General features: G+C 71.9%; 19 protein-coding genes. 9 read left to right on the top strand and 10 right to left on the bottom strand.

The window, feature by feature from the left end; genetic code table 11:
• Nucleotides 1-399: 399 nt before the first annotated feature.
• Both OG948_RS31200 and OG948_RS31195 read left to right on the top strand, forming a co-directional pair.
• Nucleotides 400-2,133: an ABC transporter ATP-binding protein gene (locus OG948_RS31200; protein WP_406299636.1), complete on the top strand. Its 1,734-nt coding sequence runs from the start codon at nt 400-402 to the stop codon at nt 2,131-2,133.
• The gene (locus OG948_RS31195; RefSeq protein ID WP_406299635.1) at nt 2,130-4,025 is read left to right on the top strand and encodes an ABC transporter ATP-binding protein; all 1,896 of its coding nucleotides are present in this window, start codon (nt 2,130-2,132) and stop codon (nt 4,023-4,025) included. The genes OG948_RS31200 and OG948_RS31195 overlap by 4 nt, the downstream gene beginning before the upstream one ends.
• A 78-nt stretch (nt 4,026-4,103) precedes the next feature.
• On the opposite strand, the gene OG948_RS31190 is transcribed toward OG948_RS31195, so the two are convergent.
• Nucleotides 4,104-5,372, bottom strand: a complete 1,269-nt coding sequence (locus OG948_RS31190; RefSeq protein ID WP_406299634.1) for an MFS transporter — start codon at nt 5,370-5,372, stop codon at nt 4,104-4,106.
• A 143-nt stretch (nt 5,373-5,515) separates the two neighbouring features.
• On the opposite strand from OG948_RS31190, the gene OG948_RS31185 reads away from it, so the two are divergent.
• Complete coding sequence (locus OG948_RS31185; RefSeq protein WP_406299633.1) at nt 5,516-6,223, top strand: FadR/GntR family transcriptional regulator; 708 nt, start codon at nt 5,516-5,518, stop codon at nt 6,221-6,223.
• A 57-nt stretch (nt 6,224-6,280) separates the two neighbouring features.
• Nucleotides 6,281-7,519 (top strand): pyridoxal-phosphate dependent enzyme, encoded by a 1,239-nt coding sequence (locus OG948_RS31180; RefSeq protein WP_406299632.1) that lies wholly within the window; start codon nt 6,281-6,283, stop codon nt 7,517-7,519.
• Nucleotides 7,520-7,641: 122 nt separating this feature from the next.
• On the opposite strand, the gene OG948_RS31175 is transcribed toward OG948_RS31180, so the two are convergent.
• The 5 genes from OG948_RS31175 to OG948_RS31155 form a co-directional block, all read right to left on the bottom strand.
• The gene (locus OG948_RS31175; RefSeq protein ID WP_406300379.1) at nt 7,642-8,862 is read right to left on the bottom strand and encodes an adenosylmethionine--8-amino-7-oxononanoate transaminase; all 1,221 of its coding nucleotides are present in this window, start codon (nt 8,860-8,862) and stop codon (nt 7,642-7,644) included.
• Nucleotides 8,863-9,029: 167 nt separating this feature from the next.
• Nucleotides 9,030-10,091: a biotin synthase BioB gene (bioB, locus tag OG948_RS31170; protein WP_406299631.1), complete on the bottom strand. Its 1,062-nt coding sequence runs from the start codon at nt 10,089-10,091 to the stop codon at nt 9,030-9,032.
• 188 nt (nt 10,092-10,279) lie between these two features.
• Complete coding sequence (locus OG948_RS31165) at nt 10,280-10,894, bottom strand: DJ-1/PfpI family protein (protein WP_395865624.1); 615 nt, start codon at nt 10,892-10,894, stop codon at nt 10,280-10,282.
• A 101-nt stretch (nt 10,895-10,995) separates the two neighbouring features.
• Nucleotides 10,996-11,397: a pyridoxamine 5'-phosphate oxidase family protein gene (locus tag OG948_RS31160; RefSeq protein WP_406300378.1), complete on the bottom strand. Its 402-nt coding sequence runs from the start codon at nt 11,395-11,397 to the stop codon at nt 10,996-10,998.
• 132 nt (nt 11,398-11,529) lie between these two features.
• Entirely contained in the window at nt 11,530-12,357 is an 828-nt protein-coding gene (locus tag OG948_RS31155; RefSeq protein WP_406299630.1) for an isocitrate lyase/phosphoenolpyruvate mutase family protein, read from the bottom strand.
• A gap of 181 nt (nt 12,358-12,538) precedes the next feature.
• Between OG948_RS31155 and OG948_RS31150 the strand changes: the two genes are divergently transcribed.
• Entirely contained in the window at nt 12,539-14,077 is a 1,539-nt protein-coding gene (locus tag OG948_RS31150; protein ID WP_406299629.1) for a class I adenylate-forming enzyme family protein, read from the top strand.
• Between the two features lie 18 nt (nt 14,078-14,095).
• Here OG948_RS31150 and OG948_RS31145 read toward each other — a convergent pair whose 3' ends face one another.
• The 3 genes from OG948_RS31145 to OG948_RS31135 form a co-directional block, all read right to left on the bottom strand.
• Complete coding sequence (locus tag OG948_RS31145; RefSeq protein WP_406299628.1) at nt 14,096-15,064, bottom strand: NADP-dependent oxidoreductase; 969 nt, start codon at nt 15,062-15,064, stop codon at nt 14,096-14,098.
• Nucleotides 15,065-15,343: 279 nt separating this feature from the next.
• Nucleotides 15,344-15,991, bottom strand: coding sequence for a helix-turn-helix transcriptional regulator (locus OG948_RS31140; RefSeq protein ID WP_395865633.1), 648 nt, complete (start codon nt 15,989-15,991; stop codon nt 15,344-15,346).
• A 134-nt stretch (nt 15,992-16,125) separates the two neighbouring features.
• Nucleotides 16,126-16,734, bottom strand: coding sequence for a superoxide dismutase (locus tag OG948_RS31135; protein ID WP_020549884.1), 609 nt, complete (start codon nt 16,732-16,734; stop codon nt 16,126-16,128).
• A 136-nt stretch (nt 16,735-16,870) separates the two neighbouring features.
• Here OG948_RS31135 and OG948_RS31130 point away from each other — a divergent pair, with 136 nt between their 5' ends.
• The 4 genes from OG948_RS31130 to OG948_RS31115 all read left to right on the top strand — a co-directional run bounded on the left by OG948_RS31130 (nt 16,871) and on the right by OG948_RS31115 (nt 19,556).
• On the top strand, nt 16,871-17,923 hold the full coding sequence (locus OG948_RS31130) for a hypothetical protein (RefSeq protein WP_406299627.1): 1,053 nt from the start codon (nt 16,871-16,873) through the stop codon (nt 17,921-17,923).
• 123 nt (nt 17,924-18,046) lie between these two features.
• A complete protein-coding gene (locus OG948_RS31125) occupies nt 18,047-18,322 on the top strand; it encodes a hypothetical protein (protein ID WP_406299626.1) in 276 nt (91 codons plus the stop codon).
• 68 nt (nt 18,323-18,390) lie between these two features.
• Nucleotides 18,391-18,846 carry a nuclear transport factor 2 family protein gene (locus OG948_RS31120; protein ID WP_395865639.1) on the top strand — a complete coding sequence of 152 codons (456 nt, stop codon included), beginning with the start codon at nt 18,391-18,393 and terminating at the stop codon, nt 18,844-18,846.
• A gap of 68 nt (nt 18,847-18,914) precedes the next feature.
• Nucleotides 18,915-19,556: a uridine kinase gene (locus OG948_RS31115; RefSeq protein WP_406299625.1), complete on the top strand. Its 642-nt coding sequence runs from the start codon at nt 18,915-18,917 to the stop codon at nt 19,554-19,556.
• An 8-nt stretch (nt 19,557-19,564) separates the two neighbouring features.
• On the opposite strand, the gene OG948_RS31110 is transcribed toward OG948_RS31115, so the two are convergent.
• The gene (locus tag OG948_RS31110; RefSeq protein ID WP_406299624.1) at nt 19,565-20,398 is read right to left on the bottom strand and encodes an aldo/keto reductase; all 834 of its coding nucleotides are present in this window, start codon (nt 20,396-20,398) and stop codon (nt 19,565-19,567) included.
• Between the last annotated feature and the right edge of the window lie 43 nt (nt 20,399-20,441).

Genomic DNA, 20,441 nt, shown 5'->3' with positions numbered 1-20,441 from the left:
CGGTGTGTACGGTTCCGAACGGGTCGTCGACGATCCGAGGGCGTCGACACGTCCGGATCGCCGACCTTGACCTCAAGTCAACTTGAAGTTCTAGGGTGTTCACATGCCGCCCGAGCCACCGCCGACGGGCCGTGTTCGCCACCTTGGATCGCACTCGGGGAGAACCACCATGCACACCTCTTCGACCGCCGCCGCGGACTCGGCGCGGCCTCGACCGAACGGTCGGCACAATCCGATCGACCACCCCCTCGATGGGCACTACGGTCGAGGACAGAACCCGCCTCGGCGCCGCGCCCTCGACCCGCACCCGGGTCCGGCGCCCCGCACGGGGCCCACCCCGCGCCCGTGTACGGCTCGTGCCCCAGGTCGGCTGTACTCCTCCGACCCGAAGAGGACCTCGTGCTGATCCGCCTGCTGCGCGCGCATCTGCGCCCGTACGCCAAACCGATCGCTCTGGTGGTGCTGCTGCAACTCGTGCAGACACTCGCCACCCTGTATCTGCCCACCCTCAACGCCGACGTCATCAACAACGGCGTGGTCAAGGGCGACACCGGCTACATCCTGCGGGTCGGCGCCGCGATGATCGGGGTGACCCTGGTCCAGATCGTCTGCGCGGCGATCGCGGTGTACTTCGGCGCGCGGATCGCGATGGGCGTGGGCCGCGACATCCGCGCGGCGGTGTTCAACCGGGTGCAGACCTTCTCCGCGCGCGAGGTCGGCGAGTTCGGCGCGCCGTCGTTGATCACCCGCACCACCAACGACGTGCAGCAGGTCCAGATGCTGGCCCTGCTCGCGCTGACCCTGATGGTGTCCGCGCCGATCATGTGCTTCGGCGGCATCCTGATGGCGGTCAACCAGGACGTCCCGATGTCCTTGTTGTTCCTGATCATCGTGCCCGCGCTGGTCCTGGCCGTGGGCTGGATCGTGCGTGCGATGCCACCGCTGTTCCGCGTCCTGCAGGGCCGGATCGACAACGTGAACCGGATCATGCGCGAACAGATCACCGGGATCCGGGTGATCCGCGCGTTCGGCCGGGACGGCCACGAACAGGCCAGGTACGCGGACGCCAACGCCGAGATCCGCGACGTTTCGCTCTCGCTCGGCCGGCTGATGGCCTTCATGTACCCGTCGGTCCTGCTGGTGTGGGAGACCTCGGCGATCGTGATCGTGTGGATCGGCGGCCACCGGATCGGCGCCGACTCGATGGACATCGGCGCGCTGGTCGCCTTCCTCAGCTACCTCGCGCAGATCCTGATGTCGGTGATGATGGCCACCTTCATGACCATGATGATCCCGCGCGCGTCGGTCTGCGCGGACCGGATCACCGAGGTGCTGGACACCGAGACCAGCCTGACCGTGGCCGAGGCGCCGGTGACCGCGCTGCACGCGCACGGCCGGCTCGAACTGCGCGACGTGAGCTTTTGCTACCCCGGCGCCGAGGAGCCGGTACTGCGTGGCATCGACCTGATCGCCCGTCCCGGTGAGACCACCGCGGTGATCGGCAGCACGGGCGCCGGCAAGACCACGCTGCTGAGCCTGATCCCGCGCCTGCTCGACGTGACCGGCGGCGCGGTCCTGGTCGGCGGCGTGGACACCCGCGAGTTGGACCCCGCGCTGTTGTCCCGCACGGTGGGACTGGTGCCGCAGAAGCCGTACCTGTTCTCCGGCACCATCGCCTCCAACCTGCGCTACGGGAACCCGGACGCCACCGACGAGGACCTGTGGCGGGCCCTGGAGATCGCACAGGCCCGCGCGTTCGTCGAGGCGCTGCCCGAGCGGCTGGACGCGCCGATCGCCCAGGGCGGCGGCAACGTCTCCGGCGGCCAGCGACAACGCCTGGCCATCGCCCGGCTGTTGGTGGTCAAGCCGGAGATCTACCTGTTCGACGACTCGTTCTCCGCACTGGACTACTCCACCGACGCGGCGTTGCGCGCGGCGTTGGTCGAGGAGACCGCCGAGGCCACCGTGGTGATCGTCGCGCAGCGCGTGGCCACCATCCGACACGCGCACCGGATCGTGGTGCTCGACGAGGGCCGCGTGGTCGGCACCGGCACGCACCGCGAGTTGATGGCCGGCAACGACACCTACCGCGAGATCGTGCTGTCCCAGCTCACCGAGGAGGAGGCGGCGTGACCACCACCGAGGAGACCACCGAATCCGGCGACTCGACCGAGGCCGCCGTCCCGCAACGCCGCCCCGGTCCGCCGCCCGGCGGCGGACCGGGCGCACGGATGATGGGCGGCGCGCCGACCGAGAAGTCGATGCACTTCAAGGCGTCCGGTCGCCGCCTGCTGGGCATGATGGCCCCCGAGCGCACCCGGCTGTACGCCCTGCTCGTGTGCGGCATAGCGGGCGTCGGCCTCTCCGTGCTCACCCCGCGACTGCTCGGCAAGGCCACCGACGCGATCTTCACCGGCGTCGCCGGCGACGGCATCGACTTCGGGCACGTGCGGACCATCCTGCTGGCCACCTTCGCGGTCGTGGTCGGCTCGGTGCTGTTCGCCTTCGCGCAGGGCCGGCTGACCGCGACGATCGTCCAGCGCACCACCTACCGGCTGCGCGAGGAAGCCGAGACCAAACTGTCCCGGTTGCCGCTGAACTACTTCGACAAGCAGCCGCGCGGCGAGGTGCTCTCGCGCACCACCAACGACATCGACAACATCGCGCAGACCCTCCAGCAGGCGATGGGCCAGATCGTGCGCTCGGTGCTGACCATCGTCGGTGTGCTGGTGATGATGTTCTGGATCTCGCCGCTGCTCGCGCTCGTCGCGCTGATCAGCGTGCCCACCTCGATCCTGGTCACGATGCTGATCGGCAAGCGCGCACAACCGCAGTTCGTCAAGCAGTGGTCCAGTACCGGCAAGCTCAACGCGCACATCGAGGAGATGTACACCGGACACGCGCTGGTGAAGGTGTTCGGTCGGCAGAAGGAATCCGCCGAGGTCTTCGACAAGCACAACGAGGCGCTGTACGCGGCCGGTTTCAAGGCGCAGTTCATCTCCGGTCTGATCCAGCCCGCGATGGCCTTCGTCGGCAACCTCAACTACGTGCTGATCGCGGTGATCGGCGGCCTGCGGGTGTCCTCCGGCGCGATGACGCTCGGCGACATCCAGGCGTTCATCCAGTACTCGTACGAGTTCAACGGGCCGGTCACGCAGGTGGCCTCGATGGCCAACCTGCTCCAGTCCGGCGTCGCCTCGGCCGAGCGGGTGTTCGCGCTGCTCGACGCCAAGGAGCAGTCCCCCGACCCGGAGCCGCCCGCCCGGATCGAGAAGGTGACCGGGCACGTCGCCTTCGAGGGCGTCTCGTTCCGGTACGACCCGGCCAAGCCGCTGATCGAGGACCTGGACCTGGAGGTGCACCCGGGCCAGACGGTGGCCATCGTCGGTCCCACCGGCGCGGGCAAGACCACCCTGGTCAACCTGCTGATGCGGTTCTACGAGGTGACCGGCGGTCGAATCACCGTGGACGGCGTGGACATCGCCACGATGGCCCGCGAGGACCTGCGCGCGCCGATCGGCATGGTGCTCCAGGACACCTGGCTGATCGGCGGCACGATCGCGGACAACATCGCGTACGGCGTCGGCGACGTCTCACGCGAGCAGGTGGTCGCGGCGGCCCGGGCCACCCACGCCGACCGCTTCGTGCGCACCCTGCCGGACGGGTACGACACCGTGCTCGACGACGAGGCGGGCAATCTCAGCGCGGGCGAGAAGCAACTGCTCACCATCGCACGGGCGTTCCTGACCGAACCGCAGATCCTGGTGCTGGACGAGGCGACCAGTTCGGTGGACACCCGCACCGAGGTGCTGATCCAGAAGGCGATGAACTCGCTGCGCCGGGGCCGGACCAGCTTCGTGATCGCCCACCGGTTGTCCACGATCCGGGACGCCGACGTGATCCTGGTGATGGAGTCCGGCTCGATCGTCGAACAGGGCACACACGACACGCTGTTGGCGGCCGAGGGGGCGTACGCGCGGCTGTACGCCTCGCAGTTCGCCCAGCCGGCGGCGGAGATCCTCTAGATCGGCCGCACCCACCGCGCGGGTGCCCGAGGTCGCGTACCTCGGGCACCCGCGCGCGCGTCGTGCGCGGTTTCGCGGTCAGCCGGCGGATCGGGCGGAACGTTGCGCCGGCTCGGGTGCGGTGTGCGCGCCGCGGTTGCCGGACAGGACCAGGCCGACCAGGAGTTGGCCGACGGCGGTGACCACGAGTGCGGCCATCGGCACCCTCCAGCCGCCGGTGGCGCCGTGCATCAGGCCCAGCGCGAACGGGCCTGTCGCGGCGACCGCGTAGCCCAGGGACTGGGCCAGCGTGGACAGCGCGGTCGTCTCGGCGGCGCCGGTGCCGCTGCCGCCGATCACGGAAAGCACCAGCGGGAACGAGCAAAAGCCCAGGCCGACCGCCGCCGCCCAGAGCACGGGCAGCGCGACGGGGGCCACGAGCAGGCCGACGAAGCCGATCAGCATGCTCACCGACACCACCACGAACGCCGGCCGCAGCCGCCCGGTGGCCCGCACGAACGCGAGCAGCGTGAAGGTCGCCGGGATACCCGCCCCCTGGGTGATCGCGAGCATCGCGCCCGCCTTGCCGCTGCTCATCCCCTCGTCGGAGAGCAGCGTCGGCAACCAGCCGACCAGCGCGTAGCAGTTCAGCGCCTGGAGCGCGAAGTAGGCCGTGACCAGTCGGCCCAGCCGGGTGCGCGCCATCGTCCACGGCGACACGTACGCGGCGGGGCCGGCCTTGGCGGTGAGCGCGTGCGGCGCCCGGACCAGCGACCACACCAGAAGCGCGGCCACAGCCGGCAGCGCCCACACCGCGAGCCCCAGCGACGGCGAGTCCAGGCCGTCCGCCACCGGCACCGCGATCGCGGCGGCCAGCGTCGCGCCCAGCGCCATCACCGTGGTGTACACCCCGGTCAGCACCGACACGCGGTGCGGGTAGTGCGCGCGCAGCAACGCGGGCAGCAGCACGTTACCCACGGCCAGGCCGGACATGCCCAGCACGGTTCCGGTCAGCAGCGCCCAGGTGCTCGGCACGACCCGGATGCCCAGCCCGGCGGCCAGCGCGAACAGCGCCACCAGGACGGCTCGTTCGGTGCCGAACCGGCGGGCCAGCGGCGCCGCGGTCAGCCCGGCGGCGGCGAAGCACAGCGTCGGCAGGGTCGGCAGCAGCGACGCGGTCACCGAGCCGAAGCCGAGCGTGTCGCGCAGCGCCTCCAGGAGCGCGGCGGCGCTGCTGATGCCCAACCGCAGGTTGAACGCGATCAGCACGATGCCCACGCCGGCCAGCCACGCGGCACGCGTACGACCGGCCGGATCAGTGGTCGGAGCCAAGGGCGCGCCGGCGGCTACGGAGGCTGTGGAAGTCATGGGTCAAAGGTAAGACGTCTGATGAATCCTGTCCAGGTGACGGAGCGTCGACATCGAGTGACGTCCGATCATCGGATGTATCCTGATCCTGTTCGGTTCGACGTCGCAGGTCGCCTCGACGTCCCAGGTCAGGAGCCCCTCCGATGAGCAGCCTCGAATCGGTGCGCCGACCGGCGCTGTCCGCCGAGGTGATCGCCCGGCTGCGGGAGCGCATCACCTCCGGTGACTGGCCGGTGGGCAGCCGCATCCCGCCCGAGCCGGAGTTGATGACCCGACTCCAGGTGGCCCGGGGCACGGTCCGCGAGGCGGTCCGCGCGCTCGCGCACGCGGGCCTGCTCGACGTGCGCCAGGGCGACGGCACCTACGTGCGCGCGGTCAGCGAGCTTTCCGGCGCCGTCGAGCGGCTGTACGGCGGCAGCGACATCGGGCTGGTCCTGGAGGTGCGCCAGGCGCTCGACCTCCAGGCCGCCCGACTCGCCGCGATCCGTGCCGAGGAAGCCGACCTGACCGTGCTCGAGGGCGCGCTGCGCCGGCGCCGGGCCGCGTGGGACGAGCGCGACTTCGACGCGTGGCTGGCCGCCGACTGGGAGTTCCATCTCGGTGTCGCCGACGCGGCGCACAATCCCCTGCTGGCCGAGCTGTACCGGAACCTGTCCGGGCCGGTGCGCGAGTCGGTGGCCGGTTCCTGGACCGACCCCGACTACCAGGGCGCGAATCCGGGCGGCCACGAGGACCTGCTGCTGGCGCTGCGCGAGCGCGACCCGGTCGAGGCCGCCCGGCAGGCGGACGCCAACCTGACCGACACCCACGACTGGCACGCGGTGCGGTCGCCGAGGGGAACCGGCTCGTAGGCTCGACGGGAACCGGGTCGTGGGCCCGACGGGAACCGGGTCGTAGGCTCGATGGTGATGATCGCCTTCGAAGACTCGTCGACCCCTCCCGCCGCGGCGGGTTCCCTGGCCACGGTGCAGCGCTCGCTGGGGGATCCGGCGATCACGTACCCGCTGTGGCCGCCGCTGATCGCCGGTTGTCCGGCGACGAGCACGGACGAGATCGCGTATCCGGTCGAGGTCGACTACGCGTACGAGCGGGTCGAGCCCGAGCTGTTCGAGCGGGCGGCGGGCCGCCGGCGCGGACTGGAGCGCTGGGCGCCGCTGTTGCCGCCGCTGCTCGCGCCCGGCCTGGGCGAGGGCGACACGCCGCTGATCGATTTCGGCGACGGGGTGTACGTCAAGGACGAGTCGCGCAACCCGACCTGGAGCCACAAGGACCGGATCAACCGCTGTACGGTCTCCGCCGCCGTCGCGGTCGGCGCGCCCGGCGTCGTGGTGTCCTCCTCGGGCAACCACGGCGCGTCGGCGGCCGCGTTCGCGGCCCGGGCCGGACTGCCGGCCGTGGTGTTGGCGTCCACCGGCGCGCCCGCGGCGGTCGATTCGTTCCTGAACGCGTACGGCGCGACGGTGTTGTCGGTGCCGGCCGAGGCGCGGTGGGGCCTGATGCGCGAGATCGTCGACCGCCTCGGCTTCCACCCGCTGAGCAACCTCACCGGCACGCACACCGGCCATGCCTTCGGCCCCGAGGGTTACAAGAGCATCGCGTACGAGATCCACGCCGAACTCGGGGTACCGGCGGCGGTGTTCGTCCCGACCGGCTACGGCGAGTTGCTGTTCGGCGTGTGGAAGGGCTTCACCGAACTGCGCCGTCTGGGCCTGACCGACCGCACCCCGCGGATGTTCGCGTGCGAGCCGGCGGCGGGCGGGCCGCTGGCCGAGGCGATGCGCGTCGGGGCCCCGGCCGCACACGTCCCGGTGGGCCACACCACCGCCTACGCGATCGACTGCTCCGTCGGCGGCTACCGGGGCGTGCTCGCGCTCCGCGACAGCGGCGGTCGGGCGTTGCTCGTCACCGATGCCGAACTGGCCTCGGCCCGTTCGGAGTTGAGCCGCCAGGGCCTGTGGGTGGAGGCCTCCGCCGCGGCCGGCCTCGCGGGCCTGCGCGGGCACGGCCCGATCGACGGCCCGGTGGTCTGCGTCGCGACGTCGAGCGGCTTCAAGGACCTGGACACCGGCACCCACCGCTCGAATCCGGTCGAGCCGACCTGGCCCGCCGTCGAACGCCGGCTGCGGGCGGCGGGGTTGCTCTCCTAGGCGACCGGAGGTGCGCTCGGCACCGGCCGATCCGCGCGGGGTGGGTCGCGCGTGCGGGGCGACCCGGTGGGGCCTGGGACGTGGGCGCCCCGCACGCGCTCGGGATCGGGATCGGGATCGGGTCAGGCCACCGCGGCAACGGCGGTGGCGGCGGCGGTGATCCGTCGCAGGTCGGCGTCCGAGGTGATGTACGGCGGCATCGTGTAGACGAGATCGCGGAACGGCCGGAGCCAGACGCCGTGTTCGACGGCCACCCGGGTGGCCGTCGCCATGTCGACCTCATGGTCGAGTTGGACGACGCCGATGGCACCCAGGACCCGCACGTCCGCGACCCTCGGGAGCGCGCGGGCCGGAGCCAGGCCCTCGACGAGGCCGGCTTCGATGCGGCCGACGTTCGCCCGCCAGTCCTGGTCGAGCAACAGGCCCAGCGCGGCGTTCGCGGCCGCGGCGGCCAGCGGGTTGCCCATGAAGGTGGGCCCGTGGGCCAGGACCGGGGACTCGCCGGCGGCGATGCCGGCCGCCACCTCCTCCGTACACAACGTCGCGGCCATGCTCAGGTAGCCGCCGGTCAACGCCTTGCCGAGGCACATCACATCGGGGCTGACGCCGGCGTGGTCGGCGGCGAACAACTCGCCGGTGCGGCCGAATCCGGTGGCGATCTCGTCGAAGATCAGCAGCACGTCGTGGGCGGTGCACAGGTCGCGCAGCGCGCGCAGGTACTCCGGGGGATGGAAGCGCATGCCACCCGCGTTCTGCACGATCGGCTCGACGATCACCGCCGCGACCTCGTCCCGATGACGAGTCAGCACCGCGTCCAGGTGCTCGACGTAGGCCGGGTCGAACCCGCTCGGCGGCGCGTCGGCGAACACCTGCTCGGCCAACCTCCCCTGCCACAACCGGTGCATCCCGCCCTCCGGGTCGCACACCGACATCGGATGCCACGTGTCGCCGTGGTACCCGCCGCGCCACGTGAGCAGGCGCCGCTTGTCGGCGCGACCTCGGGCCCGCCAGTACTGGAGGCACATCTTCATCGCGACCTCCACCGAGATGGATCCGGAGTCGGCCAGGAAGACGTGCCGCAGCGGCGCCGGGGTGATCTCCACCAGGGTGCGCGCCAGTCGAATCGCGGGCTCGTGGGTGAGTCCGCCGAACATGACGTGACTCATGCGCCCCATCTGCTCGCGGATCGCCGCGTCGATCACCGGGTGCGCGTAGCCGTGCACGGCCGCCCACCACGACGACATGCCGTCCACCAACTCGCTGACACCGCCCACCGGTTCGGCCAACCGCAGGCGAACTCCCGCGGCCGACTCGACGAGCAGCGGGCGTCCGGTGCCGGGCATCGGGGCGTACGGATGCCACACGTGTTCACGGTCGAGGTCGAGCAGTTGGCCGGGGGTCAGGTCCGCCCGTCCGACTCGGTTCGGCGTCGGGTCCGGGTGCTCGGTCCGCGACCCGGCCTGCCCGCCGACGACCGCCATCGCATCGAGGCCGCCCCCGCTGTCGGCCCTCATGCGTTCGGCGGAAGGTCGCTGCCCGCGCCCCGGCGGCGGATCGCCACCAGGTCGTGCCGGGCGTCCGGCAGGGTCTGCTCGTCGGCCCCTTCGATCACGAAGCCCGCGTCGGCGATCATCTGCCGGTCGTCCGCGCCCGGTTGGCCCTCGCTGGTCAGGTAGTCGCCCAGGAACATCGAGTTGGCCAGATGCAGCGCGAGCGGTTGCATGCTCCGCAGGTGGATCTCGCGTCCACCCGCCAACCGCACCTCGACATCGGGGAAGAAGAAGCGGAACAACGCCAGGATGCGCAGGCAACGCTCGGGGGTCAGCTCCCAGTTCTCCGCCAGCGGCGTGCCCTTGAACGGGATGAGGAAGTTCACCGGAACCGAATCCGGATCCGACTCGCGCAGCGCGAAGGCCAGATCGACGATGTCGGAATCCGACTCGCCCATCCCGAAGATGGCCCCGGAACACGGCGACAGACCCGCCGTACCGGCGCGTCGGAGGGTGTCCGTGCGATCGGTGAAGGTGTGCGTGGAGCAGATGTCGGAGTACCGCGCCTCACTCGTGTTGAGGTTGTGGCTGTACGCGTGCGCCCCGGCCGCCGCGAGGCGTTCGGCCTGGCCGTCGGCGAGCAGACCCAGGCAGACGCAGATCTCCACGTCCGGGCTGCCCTCCTTCACCGCGGCGATGGTGTCCTCGATCCGGGTGATGTCCCGGTTGCCGGGCCCACGCCCGCTCGCCACCAGGCACACCCGCTTCGCCCCCGCTCGCACCGCCTGATCGGCCGTCTTGGCGGCCTCCTCCGGGGTGATCCACGAGTACTTGAGGATCTCCGCCGCCGACCCGAGGCGTTGTGAGCAGTACGAGCAATCCTCCGGGCACAGCCCGCTCTTCATGTTGATGATCGTGTTCAGCTTCACCCGCCGGCCGAAGAAGCGCCGCCGCACGCGTGCCCCGGCGGCCACCACGTCCAGTACCTCGTGCGCACCGCCCAGAACGGCCAACGCCTCGTCCCGGGACGGTACTTCCCGCCGCAATGCCTTCGCCGTCAACTCATCGAGATCCAAGTCCATACGCACCACCCTCACCCGCCCCCGGCACCCACCCCAATCCCCCGACCCCACAAGATCACCCCCAAGCATTTGTCCCGACTCCCCCAAACCCCACCCCCCGATACCTGGTATGCCCGAAGGACGCGGGCGACCACGCGCGAGGCACGGGGGTGGGAGCGTGGCTGGCCGCGCTCGGGGCGCGGGGGCCGTCAGGTGGTTGTCAGGGGTTCGGCTGCGGTGAGGACGGTGAAGATGTGGTCGACCGTGGTCTGCTTTTCGCCGACGGGGGCCACGTAGTCGATGGCGGCGCGGGCGTGGGACTCGCCCAGGGTGCGGGTGATGGCCCAGGCGCCCAGGTATTGGGAGGCCAGGCAGCCGCCGGCCGTGGCGATGTTGCCGGACGCGTGGAACGGGGCGTCCAGGACCTCGACTCCGGCCGCCTCGACCCACGGGCGGGAGGTCGCGTCCGTACAGGCGGGCAGGTCGGTCAGCAGGCCGAGGCGGGCCAGGACCAGGGCGCCCGAGCACTGGGAGCCGATGAGCTGACGCGTCGGGTCCAGGGGCAGCGCCGCGAGGAGCGCGTCGTCCGCGACGACGTCACGCGTCCTGATGCCACTGCCGATCAGCACGACGTCGGCTTCCGGGATGAAGTCGAGCGGGCGTTGCCCGGTGATCTCGACGCCGTTCATCGAGGTGACGGTCGGGGCGGGCGTGGTGATGTACGCCGTCAGGCCGTCCTTGCGGCAGCGGTTGACGATGGCCGCCGCCACGAAGCTGTCCAGTTCGTTGAAGCCGTCGAAGGTGACCACGGCAACCTGAATCATCGATGCATCCCCGTTCGGATCGGTACGTCCACACTCCATCGGCACGTCCACACTCCCCGGCAGGCTACGCCCCGACGGCCCGGCGCCCGAGCCGGTGCGCGCTACACCGTCCCCATCCGCTTCGTCACCGCGATCTCGATCACCACACGATTCGGGTTCACCCGCGGCTCGCGATAGCGCTCGGTGTACCGCCGGACCGCCTCGGCGACGGCCTCCGCGTCACCGGCGATCCTCGCGCCGCCCTCGAGCGTGGACCAGCGCCTCCCGTCCACCTGGGAGATCGCGACCCTGGCACCCGGACCCGCAGCCAGCACGTTGCGGACCTTCCTGCTCGCGCCGTCCGAGATGACCCGCGCGATCCCGGACACGTGGTCGTAGGTGGCGCCGACCGGAACCAGGTGCGGCGTGCCGTCGGGACGGTGGGTGACCAGCAGACACAGGTGTCGTTCCTGCCAGAAGGCCTGGAAATCCGGGGTGGTGGACGGCGGAACGTGCAGCGTCATCGAGATCAGGTCTTTCACGATCGGGCCTGCCGGGTCGAGCCGGGCCGCTCCCGGCCCGCCGACCAGCAGTATGACGTCCACCGCCCGCGACCCACGCACCCCGCGACCGGCAGGCCCGCTCCGGCCGAGCGCTCAGTCGGCCCGATAGACCTCCGACATCGCCTGCGCCTGCGCGTACGTCGGCGCACCGGTGGGTGCCGCCTCCTCGTCGTGCGCGACCGCCCAGGCCAGATCCACCGCGCTTTGCACCGCGACCCGGAACAACAGCGAACCCGTGCTGATCCGCCGAACCCCCAGCTTCGCGAGCCGGGCCCGGGACAGACCGGTCGGGCTGTACAGGATGTTCAGCGGCGCGTCGGTGGCGCCCACCAGGGTCTCGATCGCGGCCTCGTCCTGGAGCCCGGGTACGAACACGCCGTCCGCGCCCGCCGCCCGGTACGCCCGGATCCGCCGCGTCGTCTCGTCGAGCGAGGCGCCCGGACCGCCCGCCCAGTACGTGTCGGTACGCGCGTTGACGAACAGCGTCGGTGCGGCCTCCTTGAGTGCGGCGATCACCGCGACCTGGTGGTCCGCATCGGTCAGCGAGCCGTCGGCCCGCCCGTCCTCGATGTTGACGCCGGCCACCCCGGCCCGCACCAGCTCGACGCCCAACGCCGCGACCTGCTCCGGGCGCTCGGCGAAGCCGCCCTCGATGTCGACGCTGACCGGCACCGGAAGCCGCGCGATGCCCACCCCGAGCCGTACCGTCTCCTCCCGCGTCCCGCCGACCCCGTCCGGCTTGCCGGCCGCGATCGCCACCCCCAGGCTCGTCGTCCCGATCGCCGCGAACCCGCGCTCGACCAGCGCGGCCGCGGTGGCGTGGTCCCACGCGTTGGGCAACAACAACGGTGCCTCGGCCTGGTGCAGGGCCCGGAATTCCGCGAAGCGATCGGCGTTGGCGGCCTGGTGCGTAGTGCTCATCGAGCGTGCCCCTCCGAATCGACGGCGACCGCGCCGAACGCGGCCGAACCCCACCGATCCTGCCGCATTCCCGACGTCCGGGCGGGCGACATCCACGATCGGAGCGCCCATCGCCCGGTCACCCGTTCGAGCTCCGGCCCCGCGCCTGCGATAGCGTCCCCGCGAGAACGAGGGAGGCCCGATGCTGCTGCACGAGATCCTGGTCGACGCGGCTCGGGAGGTGCCCGACCACACCGCCCTGATCGTCCCCGCGCACACCCCCCGCACGCCCGGCGCATCCGGCGGGCCCACCACCCACGCGCCCGCCGGCGCGCACACCGTGTGGACCTTCGCCGAGTTGGCCGACCGCTCCCGCGCGCTCGCCGCCCGCGTCGCGCGGCGGACCTCCCCCGGTGCCCGGGTCGGGATCCTCGCGCACAATCGGGCCGAGTACGTGGCCGCCTACTACGGCGTCCCATGGGCCGGCCGGGTGTTGGTCCCGCTCAATCCTCGGCTGCACCCGCGTGAGTGGGCCGACCAGTTGGCCCGTTCGGGCGCGGAACTGCTGCTCGGCGACGCCGACCTGACCGCCCGGCTGGACCGGCCCGAGGGCTCGACCCTGGAACTGGGCGAAGCCGTCGCGGACACCGCCACGCACGGGGCCGAGTTCACCGCCGCCGGCGACGAGACCGCGCTGACGTGGCTGCTGTTCACTTCGGGCACCACCGGCCGACCCAAGGGTGTGCGGCTCACCCACCGCAGCCTGATCGCGGCGATGCGCGGCTCGCTCGCCTGCCGACCGGTCGAGTCCGACACCGTCGTGCTGACCCCCTTCCCGCTCGCCCACGTGGCCGGCTACCAGGTACCCGCCCACCACATCGCGCGCCGCCCGGTGGTCGTCCTGCACCGCTGGGACCCGGCCGAACTGGCATCGGTGGTCCGCGAGTTCGACGTCACCAACCTGTCGCTGGCGCCGACCATGATCGACGCCCTGCTGGACCACGTCCGCGCCGGCGACGGGCTGCGCGAGCGGATCCGCGCGATCAGCTACGGCGCCTCGCCGATCACCCCCGAGCTGATCCGCCGGATGGACCGGCTGCTCGGCTGCGCCCTGGGCCAGGGGTACGGCATGACCGAACTCTCCGGCAACGCGGTGTTCCTGAGCGCCGCCGACCACCGACCCGAGCTGTTCGCCGCCGCCGGCCGACCCGGCCCGGGCGTCGAGATCCGGATCGTCGACGACGCCGGTCGGCCGCTGCCGACCGGCGCCACCGGCGAGATCTCGGTCCGGTCCGAGCAGGTCGCGGACGGTTACTGGCAGGTGGACACCGGCGAGTTCGCGGCCGGCTGGTTCCGCACCGGCGACCTGGGCCGGCTCGACGCCCAGGGCTACCTGTACGTCCTGGACCGCAAGAAGGACGTGATCATCACCGGCGGCGAGAACGTCAGCGCACGCGAGGTGGAGGCGGTGCTGCGCGCGCACCCGGACGTCCGCGACGTCGCGGTGGTCGGCGAACCGGACACCCGGTGGGGCGAGCGCGTGGTCGCGGTCGTGGTCCCGGTGTCGGGACGCTCGATCGACCCCGACACCCTCGTCGACCTGTGCCGCGCACACCTGGCGGGCTTCAAGATCCCGCGTCGCGTCGTGTTCACCGACGCCCTCCCGGTCACCGGCACCGGCAAGGTCAGCAAGCCCACCCTGCGCGCACGACTCGCCGAGGACACCCCGGCGGGCCGCTGACCGACTTCGGCGCGCGGATCAGTCGGCGACCGTCAGCACGATCTTCCCGACCGTGCGCCCTCGCTCGCCGAGTTCGTGCGCCTTCGCCGCGTCGGCCAGCGGCAACGTGGCGGCGACCTCGACCCGCAGCCGACCCGCGGCCACCAACGCGGCGATCTCGCGCAGCCCCGCGAGGTCCGGTTCGACCAGCATGAACACCGCCCGCACACCTGCCTCCCGGGCCCGCGCGACCGGGAACGTGTCGTCCGGCGGCACGATCGAGACCAGCGTGCCGCCCGTGCGCAGGGTCGCCAACGAACGCGCCGCGTACGCGCCGCCGATCGGATCCAGCACCACGTCCACGTCCCGCACCGTCTCGGCGAAGTCCACCCGGGTGTAGTCGATCGGCTCGTCCACGCCCAGCCCGCGCAGGAACTCGTGCTTGGCCGCGCTCGCGGTGCCCAGCACGTACGCGCCGCGCGCCTTGGCGATCTGTGCGGCCAGGTGCCCGACGCCGCCGGCCGCCGCGTGGATCAGCACCCGCTGCCCGGACCGCAGGTTCGCGGTGTCCACCAGCGCCTGCCACGCGGTCAGCGCCGCGAGCGGCAGCGCGGCGGCCCGTACCGGGTCCAGACCGGCCGGACGGAGCGCGAAGTGCCGGGCGGGCGCGGTGACGTACTCGGCGTACGCGCCGGCCGGGTGCGGGAAGCGCGGCATGCCGAACACCTCGTCGCCCGGGGCGAGTACGGTCACCCCCGCACCGACCGCCTCGACCACCCCGGCGACGTCGAAGCCGAGGGTGAACGGCGGCTCGGTGCCGTCCCGGAACACACCCCGCTCGCGGGTCTTCCAGTCGGCCGGATTCACGCTCGTGGCCTGTACCCGCACGAGCACCTCGGTCGCCCCCGGCTCCGGCCGAGCCACCTCGACCAGCCGCAACACCTCCGGCCCACCGGCGACGTCCTGGCTGATCGCCCGCATCCGCGGCGCGTCGGTGGTCTCGGTCATGGCCGTGCTCCTCACCCTCTCGACGGGTCGGGCCCGCCTCGGCCGCCGGCGATCGGCGACGCGCTCCCAGCGTGCCGATCCGACGACCGCCCACCTACCGGCCGGACAGCCAATCACCGCAAGGATCGGGCCAACCGAGGGACAACCAGGAGATGCGCCCGAAGGCCGGACCGAGGGACCACCGAGAAGCGCGACCGAAGTCCGACCGAGGGCCGAACGAAAGGCGCACCCGAAGGCCGATCGAGAGGCCACCGGCCCCGATCGACGAGCGCTCGCCCGCTACTCGACCGGACGGATCTCGTACGCGCAATGCGGCGCGCCCGCCACCATGTGGCTGACCCGCCGCACCTCGGTGTCCGGCAACGCCTCCCGCAGGAAGGCCAGTTCCGAGGAGCACGCGGTGCCACACCGCACCGCCACGTCGAAGATCGCGCAGTTCTGCTCGACGATCAGCCATCCGCCGCCGTCCGGCAACGGCTCCGCGGCGGCCAGGTAGCCGTCCTCGTCCAGGATCGCGGCTATCGCGGCCACCCGGTCGGCCAGCTCCGGCGCGGTCGTCCGGGCCCGGGCCCGGTCCAGGCGCCGCTCGCGTCGGCGGTCGAACAGCCGGTCCACGAAACCGGGCTCCTCGGCCTGCGCGGTCTCCAGGAGGTCTCCCACCAGGTCGCCGTAGCGCCGGGGGAACAGATTCTCACCGGCCGCGGTCAGCCGGTACACGTGCTTGGGCCGGCCCGGTCCGAGTCGGACCTGCCGGTGCGTCACGTAGCCCTCGGCGACCAGTCCGGCCAGTTGCTGGCGCATGCCGCTCGCGGTCATCCCGACCGCGTCGGCCAATTCCTCCGCGCGCAGTTCGCCCGCGCCCTTGAGGCGCCGCAATATCTCGCGCCGGGTCTCGGGCAACAGTGCGAACGCGTCCTGCTCGGTCACCGCTCGCCCCTCTCGTCCACCCCGAGTCCCCGAGTGCGTACTCCCACCACGTGCCGGCGGTGCCGACACGCTCGCCGACGTCGGACAGGGCCGCACGGGGAACACCCGCGCGACCCTGGACCGAACGCCGTTCCTCAGGCGCCCTTGGCGGCGGCGAGGCGGGTCGCGACGTCGTCCCAGTTGAAGACGTTCCACACGGCCTTGAAGAAGTCCGCCTTCACGTTCTTGTACTGGAGGTAGAAGGCGTGCTCCCACGCGTCGATCGCCAGCAGCGGCACGGTGCCCTGCGGGATGTTGCCCTGGTGGTCGTAGACCTGGGTGACCACGATGCGCTGCGAGAGCGGCTCCCACGCGGCGACGGACCAGCCCGAGCCCTGCACGGTCATCGCGGTCTGCGTCATGTGCGCGCGGAACTGCTCGAAGCCGCCGAAGTCGACACCGATCTGCTCGGCGAGGTCACCGGTGGGCTCGCCGTTGCCGGTCGGGCCGAGGTTGGTCCAGAACAGGCTGTGCAGCACGTGACCCGAGACGTGGAAGGCCAGGTCCTTCTCCAGCTTGGAGATGGTGCCGTAGGCCTCCTTGTCACGCGCCTCCGCGATCTGCTCGAGGGCGGTGTTGGCGCCGGTCACGTACGCGGCGTGGTGCTTGTCGTGGTGCAGCTCCATGATGGCGCCGCTGATGTGCGGCTCCAGGGCGGCGTAGTCGTAGGTGAGGTCGGGGAGCGTGTAGACCGTGTCGGCCACGGGAGTTCCTCCTGCGCAGTGGTTGCGGTGACGTACTCGACCCTATGCTTCTCGTCGGAGGCAGGGCAAGTTAGGCAAGACTCAACTGTCCTAACCGGAGCCCCGATTCACTCGAAACACACCGAAGGAGTCGACGATGCATCAGCAGGCCGCCGAAACCTTGGACGAAGCGTTCGAACGTCTGCATCGCACCGGTTCCGAGTTCGACGACAAGTTGTCCAATCACGGACCGATGGCCGTCGAGGCGCTCGTGCACTCGGGCCAGTGGGAAGCCGTGCCCGCTTGGCTGGACGTTTACACCCGTCGGCTGGAACCGCCGACCCGCCCGACCGAGCGGATCGCCAAGGACGCGTGGCGCGAGGCGCTGGGCGACCACGCCCGCGACGGGGACTGGATCGCGCTGTTCGTCGACGAGATCGCCGAACGGCCGTGGCGCGAGGTGCTCGCGCTGTGGTGGCCGCGACTGCTCCCGGGACTGCCCGGCGGCGCCACGCACGGTGTGATCCGGGTCGGACACGCGGTCCGCGCGCTGCTGGACGCGGGCGAGAGCCCGGTCCGGCTCGCCGAGTTCGCGCATGCGATGGCGTACTTCGCGTCGAGCAACCTGGCGCTGCCCGAACTGCCGCGGCTCGCGGGGGGCCGCACGCCGTTCGAGGCGCTGGACGCGGTACCGCCGCTGCCGGTGGGCGAGAAGGACCACATCAGCCGGCGGCTGACCTTCCTGGCCGGCTGGGACGAGTGGCTGACCGCGACCCTGTCGGTGCGCCCGGCCGGCACCCCGGAGGAGGCCCGGGCGCTGCTCGCCGACACGGTGCACGCGGCCACCCTGCGCTACCTGCGTCGAGGACACGGCGACGCGGTGATGAACGTGCACGGCGTGACCGCGCCCAGTGCGGTGCTGCGCGTGTTGCCCGCGCTGCCGCCCGAGTTGTGGATCCCCTCGTACCAGGCCGCGTGGGCCACCGCCGGCGCGGTCTTCGCGGTGTACATGGCCCGCGAGGACGCGCCCGGGACGCCCGCGCCGGCCGGCGATCCGGCCGCCGCGATGGACCTCGCGCACGCGCACGGCGACGAACACGTGATCAAGCTCGTGGACACCGCGGTGGACGTGTACGCGCGCTCCGGCGACTCGCGCGCGTTGTCCGCCGGCGTGCTCGCGGCCGGCCTGGTGACGCCGCTGCGCGGGTGACCGGGCGGGCCACGGCCAGCGACACGCCCTCGTTCGAGTGAGGTTCCCCCACTCGGAGCACCGGGTTCCGTTCGCTGGTGCCCGTACGCACACCGCGTACGGGCACCGACCAACGGAGATCCCATGCGCGTGACCACACTCCTCGCCACCGCCGCGACCGCCGGCCTGCTCGCGCTCGGGTTTGCCGCACCCGCGCTCGCGGACGGCCGCGCGGACACCCTGACCAGCGACACCAGCCGGTTCGGGCAGGTCGACGAGGACGACGTCCTGGGCGAACTTCGACCCGCCGTGGCCGGCGTGCACCAGGGCATCTCCGGCGGCTTCATCGAGGTCCCGCCGCCGAACGTGCGGATGCCCGACGTACCGGCGCCGCGGATGCCGGCGCTGCCCGTCGGGTAGCCCATTTCGTACTGACGGACCGTCAGATATCTCTGGATCTCGATCACGACCCGCACTACCGTCCGCCCATGACCGAGAAACAGCACGACCTGGAAGCCCGCAGGCGCACCGTCGAGAACTTCTGGCAGGGCGTGGACACGCACGACTGGGACCTGGTGGCGTCCACGCTCGCCGACGACTTCGTGCGCGTGGGGATGCGCGACAACGCCGAGGACACCTGTGAGGGCAAGGAGGCCTACCTGCGCTTCGTCTCCACCGTCACCGGCCGCATGGCGCAGCACGAACTGCGCTCCCGGTTCACCTTCCTCAGCGAGGACGGCCGGTACGCGTTCAACGAGGCGGTCGAGTCGATCCGCCCGGCCCCCGAGGACGACCTGCTGGTGATGCGGTTCGCGAACTACCTCGAACTGAACGACGAGGGCCTGATCGTCCGACTGGACATCTTCTGGAAGACGCCCCCGTACATGCCGCCGGACTGGATCACCGTCGACGCGACGCTCGAACGCGAGCCGCGGGGCGACTGAGGGCGCGCACCCGGGTCGGCCCAGAATGTGACCATGATCGAACCGAACGGGCCGCGGCGGGCCCGCCGATGGTGAGCGCGCGACCGGTCACTCCGGCCGGCCTGGTGGACGAACTCGTCGACGCGATCACCCGCCGCGCGGGCGCCCACCCGTGGACGCGGGTGGCCGTCGACGGCGCGGACGCGGCCGAACCCGGCGTCCTCGCCGACGCGCTGGTCGACCCGCTGCGGCTGCTCGGCCGGCCGGTGTTGCGGGTGCGGGCGCGCGACTTCCTGCGCCCCGCGTCGGTGCGCCTGGAGTACGGGCACACCGACGCGGAGTCCTACCTGTGGGGCTGGCTGGACGACGCCGGGTTGCGCCGGGAGGTGCTGGACCCGCTGGGTGCGGGCGGAACCGGTCGGGTCCTGCCGAGCCTGTGGGACGCGGCCCGGGACCGGGCCACCCGGGCCGCGTACACCACGCTGCCCGAGGGCGGGGTGTTGCTCCTGGACGGGCCGCTGCTGCTGGGCAAGGGGCTGCCGCTGGACCTGAGCGTGCACCTGTGGTTGTCCCCGGGCGCGCTGCGCCGGCGCACTCCCGACGAGCAGGCGTGGACACTGCCGGCGCTGGCCCGCTACGCCGAGGAGATCGCGCCCGCGACCGAGGCCGACCTGCTGGTGCGTTACGACCATCCCGCGCACCCGGCGCTGGTGGAGCCGGAACGCCGCTGAGCCGCGGCTCAGTTGAGGGTGTCCGGGTCCGGTCCCATCCGCCCGCCCCGGTCCAGGGCGTTGATCGCGGTCAGCTGGTCCGCGGTCAGCTCGAAGTCGAACACCTCGAGGTTCTCCCGGATCCGCGAGGGCGTGACCGACTTGGGGATCACGATGTTGCCCAGTTGCAGGTGCCAGCGCAGCACCACCTGGGCGGCCGACTTGCCGTGCGCGCCGGCGACCTCGGCGATCACCGGGTCCTTGAGCAGGTCGCCGCCCTGGCCCAGCGGGCTCCACGCCTCGGTCGCGATCCCGTGCGCCCGGTCGTAGCCGCGCACCTTGCCCTGCTGGAGGTAGGGGTGCAGCTCGACCTGGTTGACCGCGGGCAACAGGGCGGTGTGTTCGAGCAGTCGGGTCAGGTGGTCGGGCTGGAAGTTGGACACGCCGATCGCGCGCACCCGGCCGTCGGAGAGCAGCTTCTCGAACGCCCGCCACGTGTCCAGGTAGCGGTCCCGGTTCGGGGTCGGCCAGTGGATCAGGTACAGGTCCACGTAGTCCAGGCCGAGCTTGCCCACGCTCTCGTCGAACGCGACCAGGGCCGAGTCGTATCCCTGGGCGGTGTTCCACAACTTCGTCGTCACGAACACCTCCTCGCGCGGCACCGAGGAGGCGGCCAGGGCCCGCCCGACACCCGCCTCGTTGCCGTAGACCGCGGCGGTGTCGATGCTCCGGTAGCCCACCTCCAGGGCGGTCGCCACGGCCGCGCCGGCCTCGTCGTTCTCGATCTGGAAGACCCCGAAGCCGAGCTGCGGGATGGTGACGCCGTTGTTCAGGGTGATGTCGGGCACGGGGGTGGCGCTCATGGTTCGAATCGTCCTTCGTCAGGGGGCGGGGTGCGGGGGTGGG

The organism is Embleya sp. NBC_00888 (assembly GCF_045207655.1).
Classification (GTDB): Bacteria; Actinomycetota; Actinomycetes; order Streptomycetales; family Streptomycetaceae; genus Embleya.
Note: the sequence above shows the minus strand (reverse complement) of the source record. Positions and strands in the feature narration are given on the sequence as shown.

Bases quoted from the DNA above. Each gene is read 5' to 3' on its own strand.
- OG948_RS31190 (WP_406299634.1), bottom strand. From the start codon at position 5,372: ATGACTTCCACAGCCTCCGTAGCCGCCGGCGCGCCCTTGGCTCCGACC.
- OG948_RS31185 (WP_406299633.1), top strand. From the start codon at position 5,516: ATGAGCAGCCTCGAATCGGTGCGCCGACCGGCGCTGTCCGCCGAGGTG.
- OG948_RS31180 (WP_406299632.1), top strand. From the start codon at position 6,281: ATGATCGCCTTCGAAGACTCGTCGACCCCTCCCGCCGCGGCGGGTTCC.
- OG948_RS31175 (WP_406300379.1), bottom strand. From the start codon at position 8,862: ATGCCCGGCACCGGACGCCCGCTGCTCGTCGAGTCGGCCGCGGGAGTT.
- bioB (WP_406299631.1), bottom strand. From the start codon at position 10,091: ATGGACTTGGATCTCGATGAGTTGACGGCGAAGGCATTGCGGCGGGAA.
- OG948_RS31165 (WP_395865624.1), bottom strand. From the start codon at position 10,894: ATGATTCAGGTTGCCGTGGTCACCTTCGACGGCTTCAACGAACTGGAC.
- OG948_RS31160 (WP_406300378.1), bottom strand. From the start codon at position 11,397: ATGACGCTGCACGTTCCGCCGTCCACCACCCCGGATTTCCAGGCCTTC.
- OG948_RS31155 (WP_406299630.1), bottom strand. From the start codon at position 12,357: ATGAGCACTACGCACCAGGCCGCCAACGCCGATCGCTTCGCGGAATTC.
- OG948_RS31150 (WP_406299629.1), top strand. From the start codon at position 12,539: ATGCTGCTGCACGAGATCCTGGTCGACGCGGCTCGGGAGGTGCCCGAC.
- OG948_RS31145 (WP_406299628.1), bottom strand. From the start codon at position 15,064: ATGACCGAGACCACCGACGCGCCGCGGATGCGGGCGATCAGCCAGGAC.
- OG948_RS31130 (WP_406299627.1), top strand. From the start codon at position 16,871: ATGCATCAGCAGGCCGCCGAAACCTTGGACGAAGCGTTCGAACGTCTG.
- OG948_RS31125 (WP_406299626.1), top strand. From the start codon at position 18,047: ATGCGCGTGACCACACTCCTCGCCACCGCCGCGACCGCCGGCCTGCTC.
- OG948_RS31120 (WP_395865639.1), top strand. From the start codon at position 18,391: ATGACCGAGAAACAGCACGACCTGGAAGCCCGCAGGCGCACCGTCGAG.
- OG948_RS31115 (WP_406299625.1), top strand. From the start codon at position 18,915: ATGGTGAGCGCGCGACCGGTCACTCCGGCCGGCCTGGTGGACGAACTC.
- OG948_RS31110 (WP_406299624.1), bottom strand. From the start codon at position 20,398: ATGAGCGCCACCCCCGTGCCCGACATCACCCTGAACAACGGCGTCACC.